Annotated in this window: 19 protein-coding genes; 6 read left to right on the top strand and 13 right to left on the bottom strand. The window is 66.4% G+C overall.

Annotated elements, in window-relative coordinates:
* Nucleotides 1-19: 19 nt before the first annotated feature.
* The 7 genes from BRPE64_RS25710 to BRPE64_RS25680 all read right to left on the bottom strand — a co-directional run bounded on the left by BRPE64_RS25710 (nucleotide 20) and on the right by BRPE64_RS25680 (nucleotide 6,885).
* Nucleotides 20-1,057, bottom strand: coding sequence for an ABC transporter substrate-binding protein (locus BRPE64_RS25710; protein ID WP_456297875.1), 1,038 nt, complete (start codon nucleotides 1,055-1,057; stop codon nucleotides 20-22).
* Nucleotides 997-1,776, bottom strand: a complete 780-nt coding sequence (gene fhuF, locus BRPE64_RS25705; RefSeq protein WP_016347865.1) for a siderophore-iron reductase FhuF — start codon at nucleotides 1,774-1,776, stop codon at nucleotides 997-999. Before fhuF ends, BRPE64_RS25710 begins: the two co-directional genes overlap by 61 nt.
* Nucleotides 1,773-3,872, bottom strand: a complete 2,100-nt coding sequence (gene fhuB, locus BRPE64_RS25700) for a Fe(3+)-hydroxamate ABC transporter permease FhuB (RefSeq protein ID WP_016347864.1) — start codon at nucleotides 3,870-3,872, stop codon at nucleotides 1,773-1,775. The genes fhuF and fhuB overlap by 4 nt, the downstream gene beginning before the upstream one ends.
* Before the next feature lie 94 nt (nucleotides 3,873-3,966).
* Nucleotides 3,967-4,803: an ABC transporter ATP-binding protein gene (locus BRPE64_RS25695; protein WP_016347863.1), complete on the bottom strand. Its 837-nt coding sequence runs from the start codon at nucleotides 4,801-4,803 to the stop codon at nucleotides 3,967-3,969.
* On the bottom strand, nucleotides 4,800-5,804 hold the full coding sequence (locus BRPE64_RS25690; protein WP_016347862.1) for a TauD/TfdA family dioxygenase: 1,005 nt from the start codon (nucleotides 5,802-5,804) through the stop codon (nucleotides 4,800-4,802). Before BRPE64_RS25690 ends, BRPE64_RS25695 begins: the two co-directional genes overlap by 4 nt.
* Before the next feature lie 32 nt (nucleotides 5,805-5,836).
* A complete protein-coding gene (locus BRPE64_RS25685; protein ID WP_044043681.1) occupies nucleotides 5,837-6,082 on the bottom strand; it encodes an MbtH family protein in 246 nt (81 codons plus the stop codon).
* Nucleotides 6,083-6,192: 110 nt separating this feature from the next.
* Complete coding sequence (locus BRPE64_RS25680) at nucleotides 6,193-6,885, bottom strand: RNA polymerase factor sigma-70 (RefSeq protein ID WP_044043284.1); 693 nt, start codon at nucleotides 6,883-6,885, stop codon at nucleotides 6,193-6,195.
* 343 nt (nucleotides 6,886-7,228) lie between these two features.
* Here BRPE64_RS25680 and BRPE64_RS25675 point away from each other — a divergent pair, with 343 nt between their 5' ends.
* Nucleotides 7,229-8,392 (top strand): GGDEF domain-containing protein, encoded by a 1,164-nt coding sequence (locus tag BRPE64_RS25675; protein WP_044043282.1) that lies wholly within the window; start codon nucleotides 7,229-7,231, stop codon nucleotides 8,390-8,392.
* A 6-nt stretch (nucleotides 8,393-8,398) separates the two neighbouring features.
* Here the strand turns inward: BRPE64_RS25675 and BRPE64_RS25670 are convergent, their stop codons facing one another.
* From BRPE64_RS25670 to BRPE64_RS25660, 3 genes are read right to left on the bottom strand one after another with little or no spacing between them, the layout of a single operon-like run.
* Nucleotides 8,399-9,526: a lipocalin-like domain-containing protein gene (locus BRPE64_RS25670; protein WP_044043280.1), complete on the bottom strand. Its 1,128-nt coding sequence runs from the start codon at nucleotides 9,524-9,526 to the stop codon at nucleotides 8,399-8,401.
* Nucleotides 9,526-12,069, bottom strand: coding sequence for an FtsX-like permease family protein (locus BRPE64_RS25665; RefSeq protein ID WP_016347856.1), 2,544 nt, complete (start codon nucleotides 12,067-12,069; stop codon nucleotides 9,526-9,528). Before BRPE64_RS25665 ends, BRPE64_RS25670 begins: the two co-directional genes overlap by 1 nt.
* Nucleotides 12,066-12,755: an ABC transporter ATP-binding protein gene (locus BRPE64_RS25660; protein ID WP_016347855.1), complete on the bottom strand. Its 690-nt coding sequence runs from the start codon at nucleotides 12,753-12,755 to the stop codon at nucleotides 12,066-12,068. The genes BRPE64_RS25665 and BRPE64_RS25660 overlap by 4 nt, the downstream gene beginning before the upstream one ends.
* A gap of 191 nt (nucleotides 12,756-12,946) precedes the next feature.
* Between BRPE64_RS25660 and BRPE64_RS25655 the strand changes: the two genes are divergently transcribed.
* From BRPE64_RS25655 to BRPE64_RS25640, 4 genes are all read left to right on the top strand, one after another.
* Nucleotides 12,947-13,666 carry a GntR family transcriptional regulator gene (locus BRPE64_RS25655; RefSeq protein ID WP_016347854.1) on the top strand — a complete coding sequence of 240 codons (720 nt, stop codon included), beginning with the start codon at nucleotides 12,947-12,949 and terminating at the stop codon, nucleotides 13,664-13,666.
* 111 nt (nucleotides 13,667-13,777) lie between these two features.
* Nucleotides 13,778-14,569 (top strand): SDR family oxidoreductase, encoded by a 792-nt coding sequence (locus BRPE64_RS25650; RefSeq protein ID WP_016347853.1) that lies wholly within the window; start codon nucleotides 13,778-13,780, stop codon nucleotides 14,567-14,569.
* A gap of 17 nt (nucleotides 14,570-14,586) precedes the next feature.
* A complete protein-coding gene (locus BRPE64_RS25645; protein ID WP_044043278.1) occupies nucleotides 14,587-15,519 on the top strand; it encodes a BKACE family enzyme in 933 nt (310 codons plus the stop codon).
* Between the two features lie 156 nt (nucleotides 15,520-15,675).
* The gene (locus BRPE64_RS25640; protein WP_016347851.1) at nucleotides 15,676-17,010 is read left to right on the top strand and encodes an MFS transporter; all 1,335 of its coding nucleotides are present in this window, start codon (nucleotides 15,676-15,678) and stop codon (nucleotides 17,008-17,010) included.
* Nucleotides 17,011-17,028: 18 nt separating this feature from the next.
* Here BRPE64_RS25640 and BRPE64_RS25635 read toward each other — a convergent pair whose 3' ends face one another.
* Nucleotides 17,029-17,601 (bottom strand): DUF1993 domain-containing protein, encoded by a 573-nt coding sequence (locus BRPE64_RS25635; protein ID WP_016347850.1) that lies wholly within the window; start codon nucleotides 17,599-17,601, stop codon nucleotides 17,029-17,031.
* A 67-nt stretch (nucleotides 17,602-17,668) separates the two neighbouring features.
* Nucleotides 17,669-19,174 carry an outer membrane protein assembly factor BamB family protein gene (locus BRPE64_RS25630; protein ID WP_016347849.1) on the bottom strand — a complete coding sequence of 502 codons (1,506 nt, stop codon included), beginning with the start codon at nucleotides 19,172-19,174 and terminating at the stop codon, nucleotides 17,669-17,671.
* On the opposite strand from BRPE64_RS25630, the gene BRPE64_RS33820 reads away from it, so the two are divergent.
* The gene (locus BRPE64_RS33820) at nucleotides 19,161-19,646 is read left to right on the top strand and encodes a hypothetical protein (protein ID WP_016347848.1); all 486 of its coding nucleotides are present in this window, start codon (nucleotides 19,161-19,163) and stop codon (nucleotides 19,644-19,646) included. The two genes, BRPE64_RS25630 and BRPE64_RS33820, sit on opposite strands and share 14 nt — an antisense overlap.
* Before the next feature lie 342 nt (nucleotides 19,647-19,988).
* Here BRPE64_RS33820 and BRPE64_RS25620 read toward each other — a convergent pair whose 3' ends face one another.
* Nucleotides 19,989-21,071, bottom strand: a complete 1,083-nt coding sequence (locus BRPE64_RS25620) for an extracellular catalytic domain type 1 short-chain-length polyhydroxyalkanoate depolymerase (RefSeq protein WP_016347847.1) — start codon at nucleotides 21,069-21,071, stop codon at nucleotides 19,989-19,991.
* Nucleotides 21,072-21,106 lie beyond the last annotated feature (35 nt).

Here is a 21,106-nt window from a genome sequence, read left to right as displayed (position 1 = left end):
CAGATGCCGCGCCCCGCTCTCATTTCCTCGGCAACGCCAGCAACTTCTCGGTGATCATGTCGCCGAGCTTCAATGCCGACATCGGCCCGCCGAATCCCCAGATATTCGGTTCGACGAGCGTCACGCGCCCTTCCTTCTTCGCGGGCACGAAGCGCCACACGGGCGAATCGAGTTTCGTATCGACGGGCGCATCCGCACCCGAAGCCGTCACGAACAACACCGCCACATCCGGCTGCTTCAGGAAATCCGCCGAGGTCACATACACGGTGCCTTCGCGCGTCGGCTTTTCGGGCCGAAGCTGCACGCCCAACGCGCGCGCCACGCCCGCCGCCGTGCTGTTGCCCGTATAAGCCCAGTATCGGTCGGGCAAGCCGAGTTCCTGCAACAGCGCGAAGCGCGTGCCCGACACACCCGCCGCCTTGAGACGTGCGGCATCGTGCGCGAGGCCGGCATCGAGTTTCGCATCGACTTCGCGCGCTTGTTGCTCACGCCCCGTCATGCACGCGATCGTGTGAAAGATGCTGCGCGTCCATTCGAGCTGCGTGCGTGCGCCGTCGCCGTTGCCGTTCTCGACATCGGGACTGAACTGAAACAGCACGGTCGGCGCAATGCGATCGAGCGCGGCAAAGATCGGCGCATGACGATATCCCACGCCGATAATCAGATCCGGCTTCGTCGATGCAATCGCCTCCAGGCTCGGCTCCTGACGCGTGCCGACCGTCGGCACGCCCTTGAAACGCGCGCTGTCGTAGCCGATCCAGGCATCGTAATAGTCAGGGTCGACCACGCCGACGGGCGTCATGTCCAGCGCCGCGACATCTTCCGCGAACATGAATTCGAGCACGACGATGCGTTGCGGCCGCGCGGGCATCGACTTGCTGAACTGCGAGACGGTGGGATTGCCCGCGAGCGGCGCGCATGCATGGTTATCGTTCGCGAACGCGTCGCGGGCCGCCCATGCAATGCATGCGCATGCCGCAAGCGAAACCGCACGCTTCAGCGGATGGCGTCCTGCAACGCGAGTTCTTCGTCGCGCATCGTCAACAGCAGCGGGCAGCTTGCGCACAGTTGCGTCTCTCCGGGAATCTCATAGCGCACGCAGCACACGCGGCGCGCGCGAAACGGGTTGGGCAGAAGGGGCGAACGCGGCGTTGCATCGCGCAGCGGCGTGCGCAGCGGGTTCGCATCGGATGCGCGAAAGAGCCAGGCAGCGTCGATGTCGGCATCGTTCGACATCGTCGGGCACTGCAAAGGGCAGTTCGCGAGCAGATAGTCGAGCAGATTGCCCGCGTTGCTCCACAGCACGCGCGGCGCGATCTTCGTCATGCCTGACAGCATGGCGATCACGCTGTCCAGATGCGCGATGAGTCCCGCATAGCGCCGCGCCGGATCGGCGTCGGCGGGCTGCAATGCATCGGCATCGAAATGGAGTTCGGCAGGCATGCCGTTCATAAGCACGAGATGCGTGCGTTCGGGCGACATGTCGAGCGGCCGTCCGAGCAGCCGCGCCGCCGCGACGCCCGCGGGCGCGGCCAGCCCGAAGTAGTACTTGCTCCATTGCGACAACAGCGCGCGTGCATGATGCGCGGCGTCGCCGCCATACAGCGCAGTCATTGCATCGAGCAATGCGGCGCGATGGTCGGGAAGCGCGCTGAGCGGAATGCGCATGGCGTTGTCGCCGGGTGCGTGCGCGGGCTCGCCGAGCCACACATGCTGCAAATACGGCGCAAGAGCGGGCGGCGCGAAGGCGGCGAAGCTGCGCGCTTCGGGCTTCATCGCGCGCGGCCTCGGCCACGGTCGCGCCGCGTCTCGATCACGAGCAGCGACAGCATGTAAGGCGCGCCGATCAACGCGGTCAGCACGCCCGCCGGAATCTCGCGCGGCGCGAGCAGCGTGCGTGCCGCGAGATCCGCCGCCGCGAGCACGAGCGCGCCCAGCAACGCTGCGAGCCAGAGCCGCGTGCCATGCGTGCGCGCGCCGAGCATCGTCGCGAGATGCGGCGCCATCAAGCCGATGAAACCGACCGGTCCCACCGCCGCCACGGCCGCGCACGCGGCGAGCGTCGCAATCGTCAGCACGAGCGGACGCAGCACGGCAATCGGAAGCCCGAGCGCGGACGCCTGTTCGTCGCCGAGCGCGAGCAGATCGAGCGGCTTTGCCACGAGCGCCAGCACCGGCAGCGCGAGCACGCACCACGGCACGAGCATTGCGACTTCGCCCCAGCTTCGCCCATACGTGCCGCCGACGAGCCACACGACGAAACGCGCCGGCTGCACGCTCTGCTGCGTGATGAGCCATTGCGCGAGCGTCGTCCACAATGTGCCGATGACGATGCCGGTCAACGCCACCGCCAGCGGCGCATACCGATGCCGCCGGTTGAACAACAGCGTGATGACGAGCGTCACGCCGCCGCCGAGCAACGCCGCGCCCGACAGAAAGACGTGCCCCGCGAGCGGCCAGATCATCAGCGCGGCGAGCGTCGCGAGACCCGCGCCTTGCGTCACGCCGAGCACTTCGGGACCCGCAAGCGGATTGCGCACGATGCTCTGCATCAGCACGCCGCTCGCCGCGAGCAGCGCGCCCGCAAGCAACGCGCAAAGCAGACGCGGCGCGCGCAGGTCGAGCAGCATGCGGGCGATGTCGTCGCGATGCGTGAGCGCATCGATCCAGCGCGTGGGGCCGAGCATCGTCGGACCGATGGACGCGCCTGTCGCGAGCACCGCGCAGCCGATCGCCACGAGCACAGCCGCGAGCACCGGCCACGGCAGCGCCGAAAACGCACGCACCGCGCGCGCCGCACGCGTGCCGCGCCGGGCCGTCTCGCGCGCCTGGCCCGCATGCAGCGCGCCCGTCCACGCCGCGCCGTTGCGGATCATCGCGAGCATCAGCGGCGTGCCGACGAACGCGATCGCGACGCCGGTCGAGAGCGTCGAATCGAGGCCGAGCGCGAGCACGGCGCTGTCGGTGGCGAGCACAAGCGCGCCGCCCGCAAGCGCCGACAGCGGCACGAGCGCGCCCAGTTTCGACGACTTCGCGCCGCGCACCTGCCGCAGCAGATTCGGCGCGATCAATCCGACATACGAGAGCGGCCCGGCGATCGCCACCGCAACGCTCGCAAAGCCGACCGCGACGGTCATCGCGAGCAGGCGCGTTGCATCGACAGGGACGCCGGCAGCGGCGGCGGCATCGTCGCCGAGTGCGAGCGGATCGAGCGGACGCATCACGAACGGCAACGCGGCGAGCGGCAGCACGAGCCACGCGAGCGCCGACGTTAGCCCGGACGCGCCCGGCTGATACAGACTGCCGCTCGCCCACAGCGAAGCGCCGACGACCGTTTGCTCGAAGAACGCGAGCAGGAGCGTCGAGAGCGCGGAGAACAGCAGCATGCAGACGCTGCCCGCGAGCACGAGCCGCAGCGGCGTCGCGCGCCAGCCGCCCGCCGCCGCCGCGACGCAGCCCGCCGCCGCGAGTCCGCAGACGAACAGCAACGGCACCGACGCCGCGCCGACGATCTGCGGCGCGATCATCGCGGCCAGCAATCCGAGTTGCGCGCCGCCGGTGATGCCGAGCAGATCGGGCGCGGCAAGCGGATTGCGCGTGAGCGCCTGGAACAGCGCGCCGGCCACCGCGAGACATCCGCCCGCGACCAGCGCCGCCGCCACGCGCGGCGCGTTCAGATCGAAGAGGAAGAGATGTGCGAGCTGCGCGGCGTCGCTGTTGGCGGGCGCGTCGAGCCACGCACGCACATCGGGGCCCAGGCGCAGCGCAGCAAGCGCGACGATCAACGCGATCAGCGCGGCCGCCGTCACACCGACGCGGTCCGGCGCCGCGCCGCGTTGCGTCGAAGTCTTCGTGGAAGCGAGCGTCGTCATGTCCGGCTGCGCCCCACGATCAATCCGATGACGACGGACACGCGCGCCCAGAAGGTATGCGTGCGGCGCAGGCGGCGCCGGGTGGCGAGCGTCGTCATGCGGCAATGTCCCTCGTTTTCGCCGATTCGGCGACGCCTTCGTAGGCGGGCACGCACATCGGCGCACCGGTCTGCGGATGCGACACGCGCAGCATGCGCACGCCGAACGTCTCCTGCAAGTGGCGCGGATCGATCATCGCTTCGGGCGTGCCTTGCGCGACGATGCGCCCCGCGCGCATCAGCACGATTTCATCGGAGAACGCAGCCGCCTGATTCAGATCGTGCAGCACCCAGACGATCGTCAGGCCGCGCTCGCGATTGAGCCGCCGCAGTTCGCGCAGAATATCGAGCTGATGATGGATGTCGAGATAAGTGGTCGGTTCGTCGAGCAGCACGATGGGCGCTTCCTGCGCGAGCGCCATCGCAATCCACGCGCGCTGACGCTCGCCGCCCGAGAGCGCGGCGACGTCGCGTGAAGCGTCGTCGGTGAGGCCGCTCGCGTGGAGCGCCGCGTCGATGGCCGCGTGGTCCGCGCGGCGCAGTGTCGAGAGACCGCGCATCCAGCCGCCGTGCGCGTAGCGTCCGTAGGCGACCAGTTCGCGCACCGTCAGGCCCGCGGGAATCTGGTTGAACTGCGCGAGCATCGTGAGCGTGCGGGCCAGCGCACGGCGCCGCATCGACGCAATCGGCTTGCCGTTCACGTCCACCTGACCCGCGCGCGCCGTTTGCAGGCCCGCGAGCGTGCGCAACAGCGTGCTCTTGCCGCAGCCGTTCGGACCGCACAACGCGGTGACGCGGCCCGCGGCGATATCGATATCGAGATTCTCCAGCACCACATCGTCGCGATAACCGACGGTCAGCGAACGCGCACGAAGCGCCGTACGTAACGTCATCGCGCCTCGCGATAGCTGCGCGCCATCGCGACGACGACTCTGCGCGGCCCGTCGAACGGATCGCGCGCGTGCGCGGTGAGCATGTTGTCGAGCATCAGCACGTCGCCGGTGAGCCACGGAAACACGACGCGCTGCGCATCGAGCACCGCGCGGATTTCGGCGAGCGCGTCGGCTTCGAGCGGCGCGCCGTCGCCGTAATAGACGTTGCGCGGCACGTTCTCCAGGCCGACGGCATCGACGAGCGCTTCCTGCATGTCTTCATCGAGCGATGAGAGATGGAACAGATTCGCCTGATTGAACCAGACCCTGTCGCCGGTGCGCGGATGGCGCGCGACCGCCTGACAGCGTTCCTCGGTGCGCAGCAGCCGTTCGCCGTCGTCGCTGTCGCGCCATGCGCACGCGATGCCGCGCGCCGCGCAAATGCGCTCCACTTCGCGCGGGTCTTCGGTGCCGAACGCGTTCTGCCACGGCAGATCGAGCCCCTGGCCGAAGTTGCGCACGTACAGCAGTTCGCGTCGTGCGAAGCGTTCGACGAGCGCCGGGTCGAGCGCGCGATACACCGCGCGGCTGTCGGCAATCGGCGTCGCGCCGCCCGTGCGCGCGGCGAGCGCGCAGTGGAACCAGATGCGCATCGGCCATTCGCGCGTGTACGACTGCTCGTTGTGCAGCGGAATCGAGCGATGCGGCGGATATTCCGTCGATGTGTACACCGCGCCTTCGACCTGGCTGCGCGGCGTCGAGGCGAATTCGTAGCCGATCAGCGGATCGCCGAACGACGCGGCGAAGCGCTGAAACGCCTCGATCGACTCGACGCGAAAGCCGCTGAAGCGCACGCCGCCCGCCTGTTCGAGCGACTCGGCGACGATTCGATGCAACAGCGGCGCGGCCTCGTCGAGCGTCATGTCGGCGCCCGCGCGCGGCGACACGACGAGCGGCAGACCCGGCTCGATACGCAGATCGGCGAGTTCGGGCGCGGACGCGGAAACGGTGAGTTCGGTCATGCAATGCCCTCTTGCGAAGTCGTTTCGGCGGATCAGTTGAGGCGCGCTTTGGCCTGCGCGCTGACAGCGTCCATGTGACGACGCAGGCTCGCGGGACGCATATCGGTCCAGGTCTTTTCGATGTAGGCGAGACACTCGGCCTTCGGGCCGCGCACGCCGGCTTCGCGCCAGCCGGCGGGCACGTCGCGGAACGTCGGCCAGATCGAGAACTGCTCTTCCTCGTTGATGACGACCGTGTAGACGAGATCGTCCGCTGCAAGGTTCTGTTGTTGCGTCATGGTGATGCCTCTCTCGGAATGCTTGAGCTCGCGACGCGATTGCGCCGCCTTCATCGTTTGAGACGTTCGGGGCGCGTGCATTTTTACCGCCGGGCACTCGAATCGTGCTTTCAGCGCCGACGCGCCCGCCCGCCGACGAACACCGGACACGCGACATTGCGCTCGCCCGCATCGAGGCAATCGGCGCAATGCTTTTCGGCGTCGCGGACCATGAAGTGCACGAGCGTCTGCGAGACGTTCAGCGCGCGCGCCGTGCTCTGCAGCGTTTCTTCGCGCACGCGCACCATTTCGAACGCGGTGCGGCTGCGGTCGGGCAATTGCGCGAGCGCATCGCAGACGCGGCGCAGCGTGTCGCGCGCCTGCACGCACGCTTCGGGCGTGAGTTCCTGCGACGGTACGTCGAGCCCGTCTTCCTCATCGGCGCGATAGGTGTTTTCGAGGCTGAGGCGCCGGCATGCGTCGATCGATGCATTGCGCACCATCCGCGCGATGTAACCCATCGGCTGGCGCACGCCGTCCTGTTGCCGCAAGTCGATGAGACTCACGAAGACGTCGTGCACCACGTCTTCGGCGCGGCTCGCGCAACCGAGCACGCCGCGCGCGATGTTCACGAGCATCTGCCGGTTGGCGACGGCGAGATCGAGCAGGCTCGGCGCGTCGGCCGCGCTTTCCTGCGGCGGCGGCTTGGGAACGGCGCGCGTGACGGGCGGACGCCAGTACGCTGAAAGCGACAGATTCGACGAAGGCGGCGGCGAGGTCGATGCATATTTCGACACTGCCGGCTGGACGCGCATGTAAGCCATAAATCGTGCTCCACTTCCGTAGGACTCGGAAAGCTAACGTAAACGCGAATCATTCTCAACGTCAGCCCTACATGTCAGCAGGTTGTAATGTTGTGGTCGATTTCGGCGCATGCGAGTGCCCGCGCGGGAGTGCGGGCAGCGGACACAATGTCAATGATTTGCGAAAAAATAATATTTTTTGTCTCGCGCAAACCTTTGCACGCGGTCGAGCGGTTCGTATCCGACCGCTTGAGCCGGAAATTGCGGTCTGCCTAAAGTTTGGAACCGCACGACCGTTATCCGATATGTGGTCCGGCTTTCCTGCAAGGGGTTCAGCCGTCCTCGGACCGCGCCGGAAACCAACATGGACCATCAGACTGAGGTGTTCACCCTGCCGCGCGGACGTGCGGCCACGTGGTTGCTGCACGCGGGAGCCGACATTCCCCGCGCGATCCGCGTCGCCCTTGTCGGGAGCCTGTTCGGCACCTTGCCGATCTTCGCGGGCGGCGTGCTCAATACGGTCGCCGTCGCCTGGGTGCTCGACCGCCGGCATCCGACGATGTCCTTCCACATCTGGCTCGCGCTCGAAGTGGCCGTGTGTCTCGTGCGGCTGATGGTGCTGGTCGTCGCGCGGCGGCGGGCGCGTGCGCGCAAGCCCACGCCGACCGATACCTACGTGCTGCTCGCGCCGCTCTGGGGCGCGACGGTCGGTTACGGCGCGCTCGTCTCCGTGCTCTCCGGCGACTGGGTCGCGGCGACGCTCTCGTTTCTGTCGGCGGCGGCGATGGTCGGCGGCATCTGCTTCCGCAATTTCGGCGCGCCGCGGCTCGTCGCGGTGATGATCTTTCTGTCGCTCGGGCCGTGCTGCATCGGCGCGGTGTTGTCCGGCGAGCCGACGCTGTGGCTCACGCTGCTGCAAATCCCCTTTTATCTTTTCGCGATGAGCGCCGCCGCGTGGCGTCTGAACGGCATGCTCGTCTCGACGATGAAAGCCGAACAGGAAAACGACCGCCGCGCACGCCACGACGAACTGACCGGCCTGCTCAATCGCGCCGGGCTGTTTCAGGCGGTGCGTTCGCGCGCGCCGGGACATGCGCGCGACAGTGCGCGCACGGCGCTGCTCTATCTCGATCTCGACGGCTTCAAGTCCGTCAACGATGCCCACGGCCACGAAGTCGGCGACACGCTGCTCGCGCTTGTCGCCCGTCGCTTGCGGCATTTGTCGGGCGATGCGTCGCTGGTCGCGCGGCTGGGCGGCGACGAGTTCGTGATCGTCACGGAGCCGCACGCCGATCCGCTCGCGCTCGCGGATGTCCTCGTGCGCGAACTGGCGAGGCCTTTCCACACCGATGGCGACGTGCCGCTGCGGATCGGCGTGAGCATCGGCATCGCGATGTTCGATCATCATCACGACGAACTCGACGGCGTACTCCGCGACGCCGACAACGCGCTCTACGAAGCGAAACGCGCGGGCAAGAGCCGCTGGGTCGCGGCGGGCGCACGCGTGGAGGTCAAGGCGGTTGCGTGAGCGGGCTCACCGCTTCTCCATCTCCAGCGTCTTCGCATACCCCGTCAGTTCGAGATAGCCGCGCCCGGACCCGCCGTCGCCATCCAGCCTGACCGCGCCTTCCCAATACAGCGCGCCGGTCGAATCGCGCGAATCGAGTTCCTGATCGTCGATGAGCGGACTCAGCCGCCAGTGCATCGCACCGACGCGCACGTTCATCGCGACCGGATACACCGTGTTCGTGCGCGGCGAGCGCCACTGGCGTTCGGGCGTGAACTCGACATCGCCCGGGCCGAATGGCGTCGTGCGGCCTGTGCGGTCGCGCAGCGCGGCATGCGCCCAGACCGCGTGACCGTCGCGGGAGCGGACCTTGAACGCCATCAGCGCGGCGCCGTCGTCGAGATTCGCGCCGAGCCAGTCCCAGCCGGCCGCATCGGGCGGCAACAGCGTGCTCGACCATTCGTGATCGAGCCACGCGCGGCCCGTCACCGCGATGCTCGCATTCGTCTTCGCACTCCCGTTCGCCGCCGCCGACGGGCGCGTCACGCTGCCCGTCACCGTGAGTTGCGGCTCGCTGTAGTAGTAGCTCGCCTGTTCCGGCGACGGTCCTTTGCGCGAATAGCCTTGCTCGCCCTGGATCATCGGCGCTTGTGTCGGCGTGAAGGTGAGATGCAGCGCGAAGCCCGCGGCATCGGCCTGCACCGCGTAGCTGCCGTCGGGCGCGCGCGTCATGCGCCATGCGTCGAGTTTGACATTGGTGTTGCCTTCCTTCGCATAGGCCAGGCCGAAGCCCTGGCGCGCGACGTTCTGATCGTGCACGAGCCGCCCGTAAGCGGGATCGGACAGCGCCGCATGCGCGATGATCAACTGCGCCGGATCGAACGCGCTCACGTTGTTAGTGCCGTTACCGTTGTTGCCCTTGCCCGTGTTCGAGCGAAAGAACGTGATCTGAAACCCGAGCGGCTGATGATCCGGCGTGTCGAGCCAGCCGGTCGCGTACCACCATTCGGTGCGAAACGGCGGATGCGCGCCGCTGTCCTTCGGCCAGTCGATCGCGTGTCCCGGCACGACGGGCGCAAACGTCTGGGCGGCGGCGAGCGTGCTCATCGACGCGAACAGCGACGCGAACAGCAACGCAAACAGCCACGCACGCATCACCAGTCCTCCCGCACGGCACGCACCGCATCGACGGAAACGGCGCGCCGCCCCGACAGCACCGCCGTCGCGCAAGAAGACACGAGCATCACGCAGGCGATGACCGCGATCATCGTCCATGGAATATGCAGCGACATGCTCCAGTGAAACGACTGCGGATTCACGACGAACACGAGAATCAGGCTGATCGCGAAGCCGAGCACGCAGCCGAGCGCGATGCCGAGCAGCGTGAGCCAGCCCGCCTCCGCCGCGAGCAGCGCGAGAATCTGCGTGCGCGTGACGCCGACGTGCCGCAGCATGCCGAATTCGCGGGCGCGCGCGAGCGTCTGCATCGAAAACGTCGCGCCGACGCCGAAGAGTCCGATCACGATCGCCACGGCTTCGAGCAGATACGTCACGGCAAAGCTCCGGTCGAAAATGGTCAGCGAGCGCGCGCGAATCTCGCCGGGTTGCGAGAACTCGAGCGTCTCGCCGAAGGGCAGCTTTTTGATCGCGTCGATGACCTGCGCGACGCTCGCGCCCGCGCGCAACGTGACGGCGATGTCGGTCGCGGTCGCGTCGCCGGTCAGGCGCCGGTAGTCTTCGCGGCGCATTTGCAGCGCGCCCGTCTGACGCACATAGTCGCGCCAGATGCCCGCGACGACGAAACGCTCGCGCGCCCCGCCGACCGGCAACGTCACCCGCTCGCCAACGCGATAGCCGTACAGATCGCTCATCGCTTCCGAGGCCCAGACCGGCGTCTCGTCCGCGCGCCACGCGGCAGGCGGCAACACGTCGCCGGTCATTTGCAGCGTCGCGCCGGGGTCGGCGGCGTCGAGTTCGCGGGCAATCAGCGCGACGGGCGGATTCGCGGCATCGAGCGTCAGTTTCGACGTGCGCGAGAACGCCGCGTGCGCCACGCCGTTCGCGGCGGCGAGTTGCAATTGCTGATCGGGACGCAGGCCGCCGGTGTCGCCGCTCGACGCCATGCGCACGTAGAGATCGGCGGACAGCAAATGCGCGAGCCAATCTTCGACGGACACGCGGAAGCTCGTCACCATGATCGCCATCGCGACGATCAGCGTGAAGCTCGACAGCACGCCGCCCATTGCGATCGACGCCTGTCCCGGCGCGTTGGCGAGGCGCGCGAGCGCGAGCGTCGCCACCGCGTTGCGCGGCTGCGGCGCGAGGCGGAACGCGATTGCGGTGAGGCGCGGCATCAGCGCGATGCCGCCGACCAGCAACAGCGCGACGGCAACATATCCGGCGATAGGCGCATCGAACACGGGCGGCGCCTGCGTGAGCGCCGCGCCTGCCGCGAGACACGCGAGCGCCGGCCACGGCTTGCCGAGCGGCGCGAGCGCGGCTTCCTCGCTGCCGGCCTTGAGCGCGGGCGCGGGCCGGGCGCGCGCGGCTTCGAGCGCGGGAACGAGCGTGCCCGCGAGCGCCACGCCGATGCCGAGCGTAAGAAAGATCGCGCTCGCGACCGGCTCGAACGCGACGCGCGGCTCGACGCCCGGAAAGTAGCCGCCGCCGAGATCGCTGCCGAAAAAGCGCAGCGCGAGCGCCGCGACCGCGAACCCCAGCGCGATGCCGAGCACGCCGCCCGCCACGCCGAGCAGCGCGCCTTCGAGCATGATCTGCCGCACGAGCGACGCGCGCGTCATGCCGAGCACGCGCAGCATCGCGAATTGCGCGCGGCGGCGCACCACGCCCGCCGCCTGCGTCGAAAACACGAGAAACGCGCCCGTGAACAGCGCGACCAGCGCCAGCACGTTCATGTTGATGCGATACGCGCGCGACAGACGATCCGTGCGGCTTTCGACATCGCGCGTTTCCGTGACGACGAGACCCGCGCCGAATTCGCGTTGCAGCGTTTGGCGGAACGCATCGCGATCGACGCCGCGCGCGAGTTGCAGATCGACGCGCGAGAGCTTGCCCGCGAACCCGAAACGCGTCTGCACGGCGGCGATATCCATCACGGCGATGCGTTGCCCCGGACGCGTGCGCGCGATGCCGCCCGCCACACGCAAGCGCACCGGCGACGTGCCGCTCTGCAAATCGACCTGCGCGCCGTCGCGCGTGCCGAGCCAGGTTTGCGCGGCGGGCGACAGAAAGATGGCGTCGTTCGCGAGCACGTCGAACGGCGCTTGCGGCGACGGCACGCCGGTCAGATCGGGCGCGATACGCTTCGCGCGAAACACGTCGATGCCGAGCACCTTGAGCGGCGCGCTTTTGCCGGGCACGGCGACATCGACTTCGAGCACCGGACTCGCGACCGCAACGCCCGCGTGCGTCGCCAGCCGCGGATAGACGTTTTCGTCGATGAAGGGCTGCGCGCCGCGCACCTGCAAGTCGGCTTGTCCGGAAAGGCTGCGCGCGGCCGCCGAAAATTCGTTGAACGCCGCGCCGTTGATGAGTTGCACCGCATAGCCAAGCCCGACGCCGAGCGCGATGGTCAGCACGGCGACGAGCGCGCGCCCGCGATGACTGCGCCATTGCGCGTCGAGCAGCCAGCGCGTGAGCGTATCGAACGGACGGCGCGTGACGGCGGCGCCCGTCATCGCGCGAGCGCGGCGGCGTGCAAGGCGCCGTCGGCGAGAATCAGCACGCGGTCGGCGAAAGCGGCGGCCGCCTCCGAGTGCGTGACCATGACCGCCGCCGCGCCCGTCGCCCGGATTTCGGCGCGCAGCAAGCCGAGGACTTCGTGCGCGGTCTGCGGATCGAGATTGCCGGTGGGTTCATCGGCGAGAATCAGGCGCGGCCGGTGCACGAGCGCCCGCGCAATCGCCACGCGCTGCAACTCGCCGCCGGAAAGCTGACGCGGCAGGTCGTCGTCGCGCCCGTCGAGGCCGACCGCCGCGAGCATCGCGCGCGCGGGCGCGGGCGGCAAGCCGTTCAGCAGCAGCGGCACCGCGACGTTCTGATACAGCGTCAGATGCGGCAACACGTGAAACGCCTGAAACACGAAGCCGAGTTTCTGACGACGCAGGCGCGTGGCGGCATCGTCGGACAGGTTCGAGATGCGCGCGCCGTCGATCAGCACGTCGCCGCTCTCGGCGGTATCGAGACCCGCGATCAGGTTCAGCAGCGTCGATTTGCCGACGCCCGAGTCGCCCATGATCGCGACGAATTCCCCCGCGCCGAGCGCGAAGTCGAGTTCGTCGAGCACGATGCGGCCGCTGCCGTAGGTCTTCGTGAGGCGGCGGCATTCGAGGGCGGGAGAGACGTCGGGATCGGCAGGTCGCATGAAGTGGGTTGGCTCTATGTCGCGCGGTGTCGCACGGTGTGGGTGGCAAGCATTGTGCCCAACAAATCGCGCGGTCGTATTCGATGACGATGAAGCGCGCCTCGGGTTATCCCTGAGCGGTTCCGCATTGACTTAACGCTGTCTCGAAATCAAACTGTGATCACAGATCAAAGATCAGCAAGGAAAGAAGCGTGGCACCCCGATCTTCAACGCAACCCATCCCGCAACTCGAAATCATCGCCACGGAAACCATGGCGTCGAAGGTCTATCAGCAACTGCGCGAAGCCATCATGGCCGGCAGCTTCACGGCCGGACAGCCGCTGAGCCTGCGCGGCGTCGCCGAGGCGGTCGGATTGTCGACCATGCCGGTGCGCGCCGCGCTCACGCGATTGCGTGCGGAAGGCGCGCTCGTCGATGGCCCGTCGCGCGGCCTCATGGTCCCGCCGATGACGCCCGACTTGCTCGAAGAACTGCGCGACGTGCGTATCGCACTGGAAGGCTGTGTTGCGGAACGAGCGGCCGCGCGCATGAACCACGACGATGTCGGGGCCGTGCAGCGCATCTTCGACGAGATGAACGCCCACGTCGAAGCCGACGACGCGCGCGCCTATCTGCGCTGCAATTTCGCGTTCCATACGAGCATTTACCGGCACGGCGCAAGCGAGATGACGCTCGCGACCATTCAGAACATGTGGATGCGCATCGGTCCGTTTCTGAACATGGTCGCGCCGGATGTCGCGCATATGCGTGTGTCGATGGAAGCGCACCGGCAGATCATCGATGCGCTCTGGCGGCGCGACGGCGCGGCGGCGCGTGAAGGCATCGCGCGCGATATCCGCGATGCGGCGCGCGACCTCGAAACGCGTCTGCGCTCGCAGGACGAAGCGCCGCGGCGTCAGGCGCATCGCTGAACAGCGAAGGCGCATCCAGAGCGCCTGATTCACATACTCGCAGACATGACTCATCGCTTGAGCGAGGACGACGCTCGTCCACGCCGAACATAACCAGAAAGGAGCCGAACGATGGATTTCATCAAACTTCTCACGCCGCGCGCGGGCTTGCGTGTGCTCATCACGGGCGGCGCGTCGGGCATCGGCCTCGCGATCGCGAAGGCGTTCGTCTCGACGGGCGCACGCGTGCATGTGTGCGACGTCGATCCGAAGGCGATCGACGCGGTATCGACCGTCTCGCCGTCGATCACCGGCACGCGCGCCGACGTCGCGAACAAGGACGACGTGAAGCGCGTCTTCGAAGACGTGCAGCGCGAACTCGGCGGCCTCGATGTGCTGATCAACAACGCGGGCATCGCGGGACCGACAGGCGGCATCGACGCGATCGATTCGTCCGACTGGGAAAAGACCATCGACGTGAATCTGAACAGCCAGTACTACTTCTCGCGCGAAGCCGTGCCGATGCTGCGCCATGCGCCCGATGGCGGTGTGATCGTGTTCATGTCGTCGGTGGCTGGACGTCTCGGCTATGGCTTCCGCACGCCTTATGCCGCGACGAAATGGGCGGTCGTCGGGCTCGCGAAGAGTCTCGCGATCGAACTCGGTCCGGACAACATCCGCGTGAATGCGGTGCAGCCGGGCATCGTCAAGGGACCGCGCATGGAAGGCGTGATCGCCGCGCGCGCGAAGCAGCTCGGCATCGCGTATGAAGAGATGGAGAAGCAGTATCTCGCGAAGATTTCGCTGCGCCGCATGGTCACGCAGGAGGAAGTCGCGGCGAGCGTGCTGTATCTCAGTTCGCCGGCCGGCAGCGCCATTTCGGGTCAGGCGCTCTCCGTCTGCGGCAACGTCGAAACGCTTTGAAGAACATCGAGGAACCTATGGCAACGAAACGCAAGGTCATCATTACGTGCGCGCCGACGGGCGCGATTCATACGCCGTCGATGTCGCCGTATCTGCCGGTCACGCCGGATCAGATCGCCGAAGCCGCGCTCGCGGCTGCGAAGGAAGGCGCGGCAATTCTGCATCTGCACGCACGCGATCCTGAAGACGGCCGCCCGACGCAGGACCCCGCCGTGTTCCAGCGCTTTTTGCCGCGTTTGAAATCGGAAACGGATGCGGTCATCAATCTGACGACGGGCGGCAGTCCGCACATGACGGTCGCGGAGCGGCTAAAGCCCGCGCATCATTTTCAGCCGGAAGTGGCGTCGCTGAATATGGGCTCGATGAATTTCGGCCTTTATCCGATGCTCGATCGCTTCAAGGATCTCAAGCACGACTGGGAACGCCAGCATCTGGAAAAGAGCCGCGATCTCGTGTTCAAGAACACCTTCGCCGATATCGAATACATCCTGACATCGTGTTCGGCCAACGGCACGCGCTTCGAGTTCGAGTGCTACGACATCTCGCATCTGTATAACCTCGCGCATTTCGTCGATCGCGGGCTCGTGAAAGGGCCGTTCTTCGTGCAGAGCGTATTCGGTTTGCTGGGCGGCATCGGCGCGCATCCCGAAGATCTCGCGCATATGAAGCGCACGGCGGACCGCCTGTTCGGCAACGACTATGTCTGGTCGATTCTCGGCGCGGGCCGCAATCAGATTCCGCTCGGCTCGATCGGCGTGGCGCAGGGTTCGAACGTGCGCGTCGGTTTGGAAGATTCGTTGTGGATCGGTCCGGGCGAACTCGCCGAATCGAGCGCGGCGCAGGTGCGCAAGATCCGGCAAGTGATCGAAGGTTTGTCGCTCGAAGTCGCGACGCCTGCCGAAGCGCGTCAGATGCTGTCGCTCAAAGGCGGCGACAACGTGAACTTCTGATTTCCCGATACACGCGATACACGCGCTGCGCTTGCGGCGCGTGCCTGTCATCACACTAATAAAACTACAAAGCTAACGGAGACACCTTCATGCAACGCCTTCCCGACACCGCACTGCCCCCGCGCGCCGCGCGTCCATTCTGATCCGGGAGTCATCATGTCCAAGCCCAATTCAACGAGCGCGACGAGCGCCACGCCCGCGCCGCTCAATAGCCTGCTGCTGCGCAAGCTGATGCCGTTGCTGGTGATCGTGTATGTGATCAGCTTCCTCGATCGCACGAACATCGCGCTCGCCAAGCATTCGATGAGCATCGATCTCGGCATTTCCGCCGCCGCGTACGGACTCGGCGCGGGTCTGTTCTTTCTGACCTATGCGCTCTTCGAGATTCCGAGCAACCTCGTCATGCACAAGGTCGGCGCGCGCTTCTGGATCACGCGCATCATGGTGACGTGGGGCGCGCTTTCCGTGGCGATGGCCTTCGTCACCGGCGAGACCTCGTTCTATGTGATGCGCCTTCTGCTCGGCGCCGCCGAAGCAGGCCTCTTTCCCGGCGTGATGCTGTATCTCACGTACTGGTTCGGCCGCGAGGAACGCGCGCGCGCAACAGGCTATTTCCTGCTCGGCGTGTGCGTGGCGAATATCGTCGGCGGACCGCTCGGCGGCGCGCTGCTCGAACTCGACGGCCGGCTCGGCTTTCATGGCTGGCAATGGCTCTTCGTGATCGAAGGTCTGCCCGCGATCCTGCTCGCGTTCGTCGTGTGGAAGATGCTGCCCGATCGCCCGACGAGCGCACCCTGGCTCGCCCGCGACGAAGCGCTCGCACTCGAACGACGTCTCGCGGCGGAGCATGCCGCGCAAGGCAGCGCGCATGGCTCGCATGGATTGCGCAGCGTTATCGCCGATCGTCAGGTGTGGCTCGCGATTCTCGTCTACTTCTGCCATCAGTTGACGATCTACACGGTGATCTTCTTCCTGCCGGGCATCATCGGTAAGTCGGGGCATTTCTCGCCGCTGATGATCGGTCTGCTGAGCGCGACGCCGTGGGTTGCCGCTGCAATCGGCGCGGCCACGTTGCCGCGTTTGGCAAGCAGTTCGTCGCGCAGCCGCCGCATGTTGATTGGCGGACTCGTCGTCATGGCGTCAGGCATGTTGATCGCCGCATGGTCGACGCCGGTCATCGGGCTCTTGGGCGTATGCATGTCCGCGTCGATGTTCTTCGTCGTGCAGTCGATCATCTTCACGTTCCCGTCGTCGCGTCTGTCGGGCAGTGCGCTCGCGGGCGGCCTCGGCCTCGTGAACTCGTGCGGCCTGCTGGGCGGCTTCGTCGGACCGACGGTGATGGGCATCATCGAGCAGACGACCGGCCGCGCAATGAACGGCCTCGTGTGTCTGGCGGTGGCGCTGCTGATCGCCGCGGCATGCAGCGCGCGCCTGCGTCACGGCAACGAGCAACGTGCCGACGACAAGCGCCGCGTAATGTCCAACGCGTGACGTCCAACGCGTGAGGCTTCAACCCTGCGGCAACGTGCCGGGCCGGATGTACGCGAACATATGCGAGACGTACTCCGGCTTGCCGAGCGGCACGCCGTGATGGCGCAAAATCGCGTACGCGGTCACGGCATGAAAGTAGAACTGCGGTAACGCCCAGTCGCGTGCGTACTGCTCGCCGGTCATGTCGAAGACGATTCCGTTCGGCAATTCGAGCGCGATCTGCAACTCGGCGCCGGCATCGAGCGCGTCGGGTGCGAGACCCTGAAGCAACACGATGGCATCCGCAATGCGCGCCTGAGCCTGCGCAAAGGTGCCGGGCGCTTCGTTCGACTTCCATCCTTCCTGCCGCACATCGAGCAACGCTTGCGGCACCGCTTCCCCGCGCAGCCGATACAGCGGCTCCTGCGCCTGAAAGCACACGAAGCGCACCTGCGCCGCGAGCGGAAACATGTCGGGCGCGAGGCGCAGGCAGAGCAGCGCATCGGCATCGGCGCCCTGTTCCTGCTCGCGCGTGGCGGCTTTATCGAGCCATGTCGACACACTCTTGAGCGTCTGCATGAAAGCCGGAACGAGAAGACGGGTCAGTTGCATCAGGCACTCCACGGGTTGACGTTACGCGATCTTATATCGACGCAACGCCCGCCCGCATGAAATCCCGTCAGCCGCCGAACAGACCGAACACGGCGACGCCCGTCTTCGTGCCCACATAGACCTTGCCGTTCGCGATCATCGGCGAGATGAACTTGTTGCCCGCGCCGAACTGATCGCGCGTGCCCGACTGGTTGCTGTTGTACAGCTCGCTCGCGAGATTGCTGGCGTCGTAGGCATGCAGCGCGCCGACGGCGCCGTTTTCCGCCGCCCACACGATGCCGTTCGCGCTGCCGTTCGCCGAGATCACCGGCGCGACGCCCGGGAAGCTCCACGTCTGCGCGCTCTGGCTCGATGCCGTCGTGGCGAATACGGCGTTCGTGACCGGCAGCGCCTTCAGATGATCGCCCGCCGGGCCGACATACACCGTGCTGTTGTAATACGCGGGCGCACTGAACATCGGGCCGAAGATCGTCGAGAAAAGCTCCTGATAGATGTGGTCGCCGTTCGAATCGAAGTTGCCCATCGAATCGCGATTGACGATATAGAGCGCGCGCGTCTTGCCGCCGCCGACCGCGAGATGCCTCACGTTGCCGTTGATATCGACGAGATCGGGCAACACCAGCACGCCGCCCGAGCCGAGATCGAGGTCCGCATTCGATTGCTGCACCGTGTCCGAAGGTTCGAAATAATCGGCGACGTGCAGCGTGGGCGTGGGCGTGACCTTGAGGAAGCCGTTGCCGAAGTCGCCCTTGCTGGGCATGTCCTGCGCGTTGGTGGTCGGATCGAAGGTGCCGTTGCCGTCGAGGAAATAGATCGCCGTGCCGTCGGACGCGAGGCCCGCGCCGCTCATCCAGATGCCGCCCATCTCACCGTTCGGCGTCAGGTTGAGCACGCCGGTTGGCTTGAGCGTGTCCGCGCTATGGGCCATGACCCAGCCGGTGTACGGCAGCGTATCGCAGTGCGAACTCCACCCTGTATAGATGACGCCGTTCAGCAGCAACAACGACGCGCGCTCGACATACTGCCCCGGCGTGAAGGGCACGACGCCGTTCACGCTGCCCGATCCCGTGCCCGGATACGAGCCGGTGATTTCAGTGGGACCGTTGAAGAGTTCGGCGCCCGTAGTGATATCGAGCGCATGAAGGCGCTGATGATAAGCACCGCCGCTGTCTCTCGACATGCCGACCACATACATCGCGCCATGCGGCCCACGCGCGCGGTCGATGACAGGTGTCGCCGTGATGCCGATCGTCGGCGTGATCTGATTGCAGCCGTGATCGTCGCTCGGCGTTTCGCCGGCAAGCGCGGTCGAGATGCGCCAGAGCACGGCGCCGGTGTCGGCATCGAAGGCATACACGCTCGCGTTTTCCGTCACGACATAGAGCACGTTATGCGTGCCGCCTGCAACCGGCACGTTCGCGAGAAAGAGCGGCTGCGCATCGACGGCGCCATCGACGGTATAGAACCCGAGCCTGCCGAACGTCGCGGCGTTGACGTTCGCGCGCGTGAGCTTCGTTTCCGCGAGTTGCTGCGCGGTGCGGCCGATGTCGTTGTGATACGTGGTCACGTCCATCGCATTCGATGCCGATGGCGGCGTCCCCGACGATGGCGTACTCGCCCCCGATGGCGCGCTCGCACCGCTTGGCGATGACGCCGCCGATGGCGTCGACGCTGTCGCGGGACTCGATGCCGGAGCCACAGGGCTCGAAGCCGCCACTGCGGGGCTCGAAGCTGCTGTCGCGGGACTCGATGCAGCCGCCGGACTCGATGCCGATGTCGTTGGACTCGAAGCCGCCGCAGGACTCGACGGCGCGGATGAAGGACTCGCTGCGGGCGCTGCGCCTCCGGTCGTGGCGGGCGCGTCGGAGTTGGAACTGCCGCCACTGCATCCGGCGACTACAGTGGCGAAAGCGAAAGCGATCGCGGCGACCGTCAAGTGCCCTTTCATCTGCGGAACTCCGTTGTTGGATGGGGCCAGGCCTGATGCTCTCGCGAATATTGTCCGCGAACATTTCCGCAGAAATAAATGGTCGGACGATGACTAGGATATGGCGGATCCGTTGGCCTCGTTTCTGCATGCGTATGACGATTGAGCGTTCGCACATGTCGAGTGCGATGCAATGAATGTCGCGCTTACCGTGAACACGAGGCGTGTTCGGCGCGTATGCGAGGCGCGTCGTAGACTGGCGCAGCCTCGGGCTTTCCTATGAACGAGAACGCATTTTTGGGCTTCGAACATTCGCGATGTCGATGACCGTTCTCGGCATGATGGTTTCGTCGTCGCATGCCGCTCCGCTGCATCGACGACGCATACGATGGATCGTCCGATCTCCTATCGGACGGTCAATGTGGAAGCGCTCAAGTAGAGCGCTTACGTCGAAGCGAGATCAATGACGCTGAGGATGCGCGAGGAAGAAGCGCAGCATTTCCGCACTGGCGTTCGGCCCGGCGGGATCGGTAAAAGAGCCGCGCGTGCTGCCGCCGGACCACGCATGCGGTGCGCCATGCACGGTCCATAGTTCGGCGATCACGCCATCGGGCGATGTCGTTTGCCGCACGGTGTATTTGCGCGCACCGGCAAGCCCTGCGGACGGCTGATCGCGCGCGGTCATGTCCTCGCCATAGGCACGCATGAGTTCGCGGGCGTTGGAATAGTGCACGGTCGCATCGGCATCGCCATGAAACACGATGAGCGGGCAGCGGGGCTTTTCCGTCGCGCGTGCGGGCGTCGGACTCTTTCCGCCACGCATGGCGGCGAGCGCGGACGGCAGATCGTGTGCGGAACCGGCCGGCAGACCGGAATGGACGCCGGCTGCCGCGTAGAGATCGGGATAGCGCTGCGCCATGATCGCCGCCATCGCCCCACCCGCCGACAATCCCGCGATATACACGCGCTTCGTGTCCACACAATGGCTCTCGATCACCTCGCGCGTGATGCCCGCGATCAGCGACGGCTCGCCCCCGTCGCGCGCCTGATCGGTCGTCTTGAACCAGTTCCAGCATTTCGACGTATTCGCATGCTGCGGCTGAACGGGATACACGACGATGCAGTTGTGCTCTTCGGCGAGCGCGTTCATCTGCGTGCCTGCCGCGAAGTCGTCGGCGTCCTGCGTGCAACCGTGCAACATGACGATGAGCGGCAACGGCTCGCTGTCATACCCGCTCGGCACATAGAGCTTGTAATCGCGCTGGCCGGCGGCGTTCGCATAGCTGCGCGTGCTGAAATGCCCACGGTCTTCGACGTCGTGCGCGGTCTGTTCCGGTCGCGCATGGCTGAAGCGTTGGAGGACATCGGCGAGACGCGCCGAAATCGATTGCTCGGGCCGCGATGCTTCCTGCGCGGGTTCCGCCGCGGGCGAGCCGCCACGCAACGCGCGCTGAATGACATCCGTGGCGCCCGTTGCGTCGTGTTCGCGAAAGCGCGCGAACGCTTCTTTCATCGAATCCAGAAAACCATCATTGAGTTTCATTGTTCATTCCGTTTTGGTCGGACGTGAGTCCGTAA

The sequence above is a fragment of the Caballeronia insecticola genome, from assembly GCF_000402035.1.
GTDB classification, from domain to species: domain Bacteria; phylum Pseudomonadota; class Gammaproteobacteria; order Burkholderiales; family Burkholderiaceae; genus Caballeronia; species Caballeronia insecticola.
The sequence above is the reverse complement of the archived record's forward strand: the minus strand, read 5'-3'. Positions and strand labels throughout refer to the sequence as shown.

What these genes read in the sequence shown, in the direction of transcription:
- BRPE64_RS25650 (WP_016347853.1), top strand. Translation starts at nt 13,778, where the DNA reads ATGGATTTCATCAAACTTCTCACGCCGCGCGCGGGCTTGCGTGTGCTC.
- BRPE64_RS25665 (WP_016347856.1), bottom strand. Translation starts at nt 12,069, where the DNA reads ATGACGGGCGCCGCCGTCACGCGCCGTCCGTTCGATACGCTCACGCGC.
- BRPE64_RS25670 (WP_044043280.1), bottom strand. Translation starts at nt 9,526, where the DNA reads ATGCGTGCGTGGCTGTTTGCGTTGCTGTTCGCGTCGCTGTTCGCGTCG.
- BRPE64_RS25620 (WP_016347847.1), bottom strand. Translation starts at nt 21,071, where the DNA reads ATGAAACTCAATGATGGTTTTCTGGATTCGATGAAAGAAGCGTTCGCG.
- BRPE64_RS25685 (WP_044043681.1), bottom strand. Translation starts at nt 6,082, where the DNA reads ATGACGCAACAACAGAACCTTGCAGCGGACGATCTCGTCTACACGGTC.
- BRPE64_RS25630 (WP_016347849.1), bottom strand. Translation starts at nt 19,174, where the DNA reads ATGGACGTGACCACGTATCACAACGACATCGGCCGCACCGCGCAGCAA.
- BRPE64_RS25640 (WP_016347851.1), top strand. Translation starts at nt 15,676, where the DNA reads ATGTCCAAGCCCAATTCAACGAGCGCGACGAGCGCCACGCCCGCGCCG.
- BRPE64_RS25695 (WP_016347863.1), bottom strand. Translation starts at nt 4,803, where the DNA reads ATGACGTTACGTACGGCGCTTCGTGCGCGTTCGCTGACCGTCGGTTAT.
- BRPE64_RS25645 (WP_044043278.1), top strand. Translation starts at nt 14,587, where the DNA reads ATGGCAACGAAACGCAAGGTCATCATTACGTGCGCGCCGACGGGCGCG.
- fhuB (WP_016347864.1), bottom strand. Translation starts at nt 3,872, where the DNA reads ATGACGACGCTCGCTTCCACGAAGACTTCGACGCAACGCGGCGCGGCG.
- BRPE64_RS25675 (WP_044043282.1), top strand. Translation starts at nt 7,229, where the DNA reads ATGGACCATCAGACTGAGGTGTTCACCCTGCCGCGCGGACGTGCGGCC.
- BRPE64_RS25660 (WP_016347855.1), bottom strand. Translation starts at nt 12,755, where the DNA reads ATGCGACCTGCCGATCCCGACGTCTCTCCCGCCCTCGAATGCCGCCGC.
- BRPE64_RS25690 (WP_016347862.1), bottom strand. Translation starts at nt 5,804, where the DNA reads ATGACCGAACTCACCGTTTCCGCGTCCGCGCCCGAACTCGCCGATCTG.
- BRPE64_RS25635 (WP_016347850.1), bottom strand. Translation starts at nt 17,601, where the DNA reads ATGCAACTGACCCGTCTTCTCGTTCCGGCTTTCATGCAGACGCTCAAG.
- fhuF (WP_016347865.1), bottom strand. Translation starts at nt 1,776, where the DNA reads ATGAAGCCCGAAGCGCGCAGCTTCGCCGCCTTCGCGCCGCCCGCTCTT.
- BRPE64_RS25680 (WP_044043284.1), bottom strand. Translation starts at nt 6,885, where the DNA reads ATGGCTTACATGCGCGTCCAGCCGGCAGTGTCGAAATATGCATCGACC.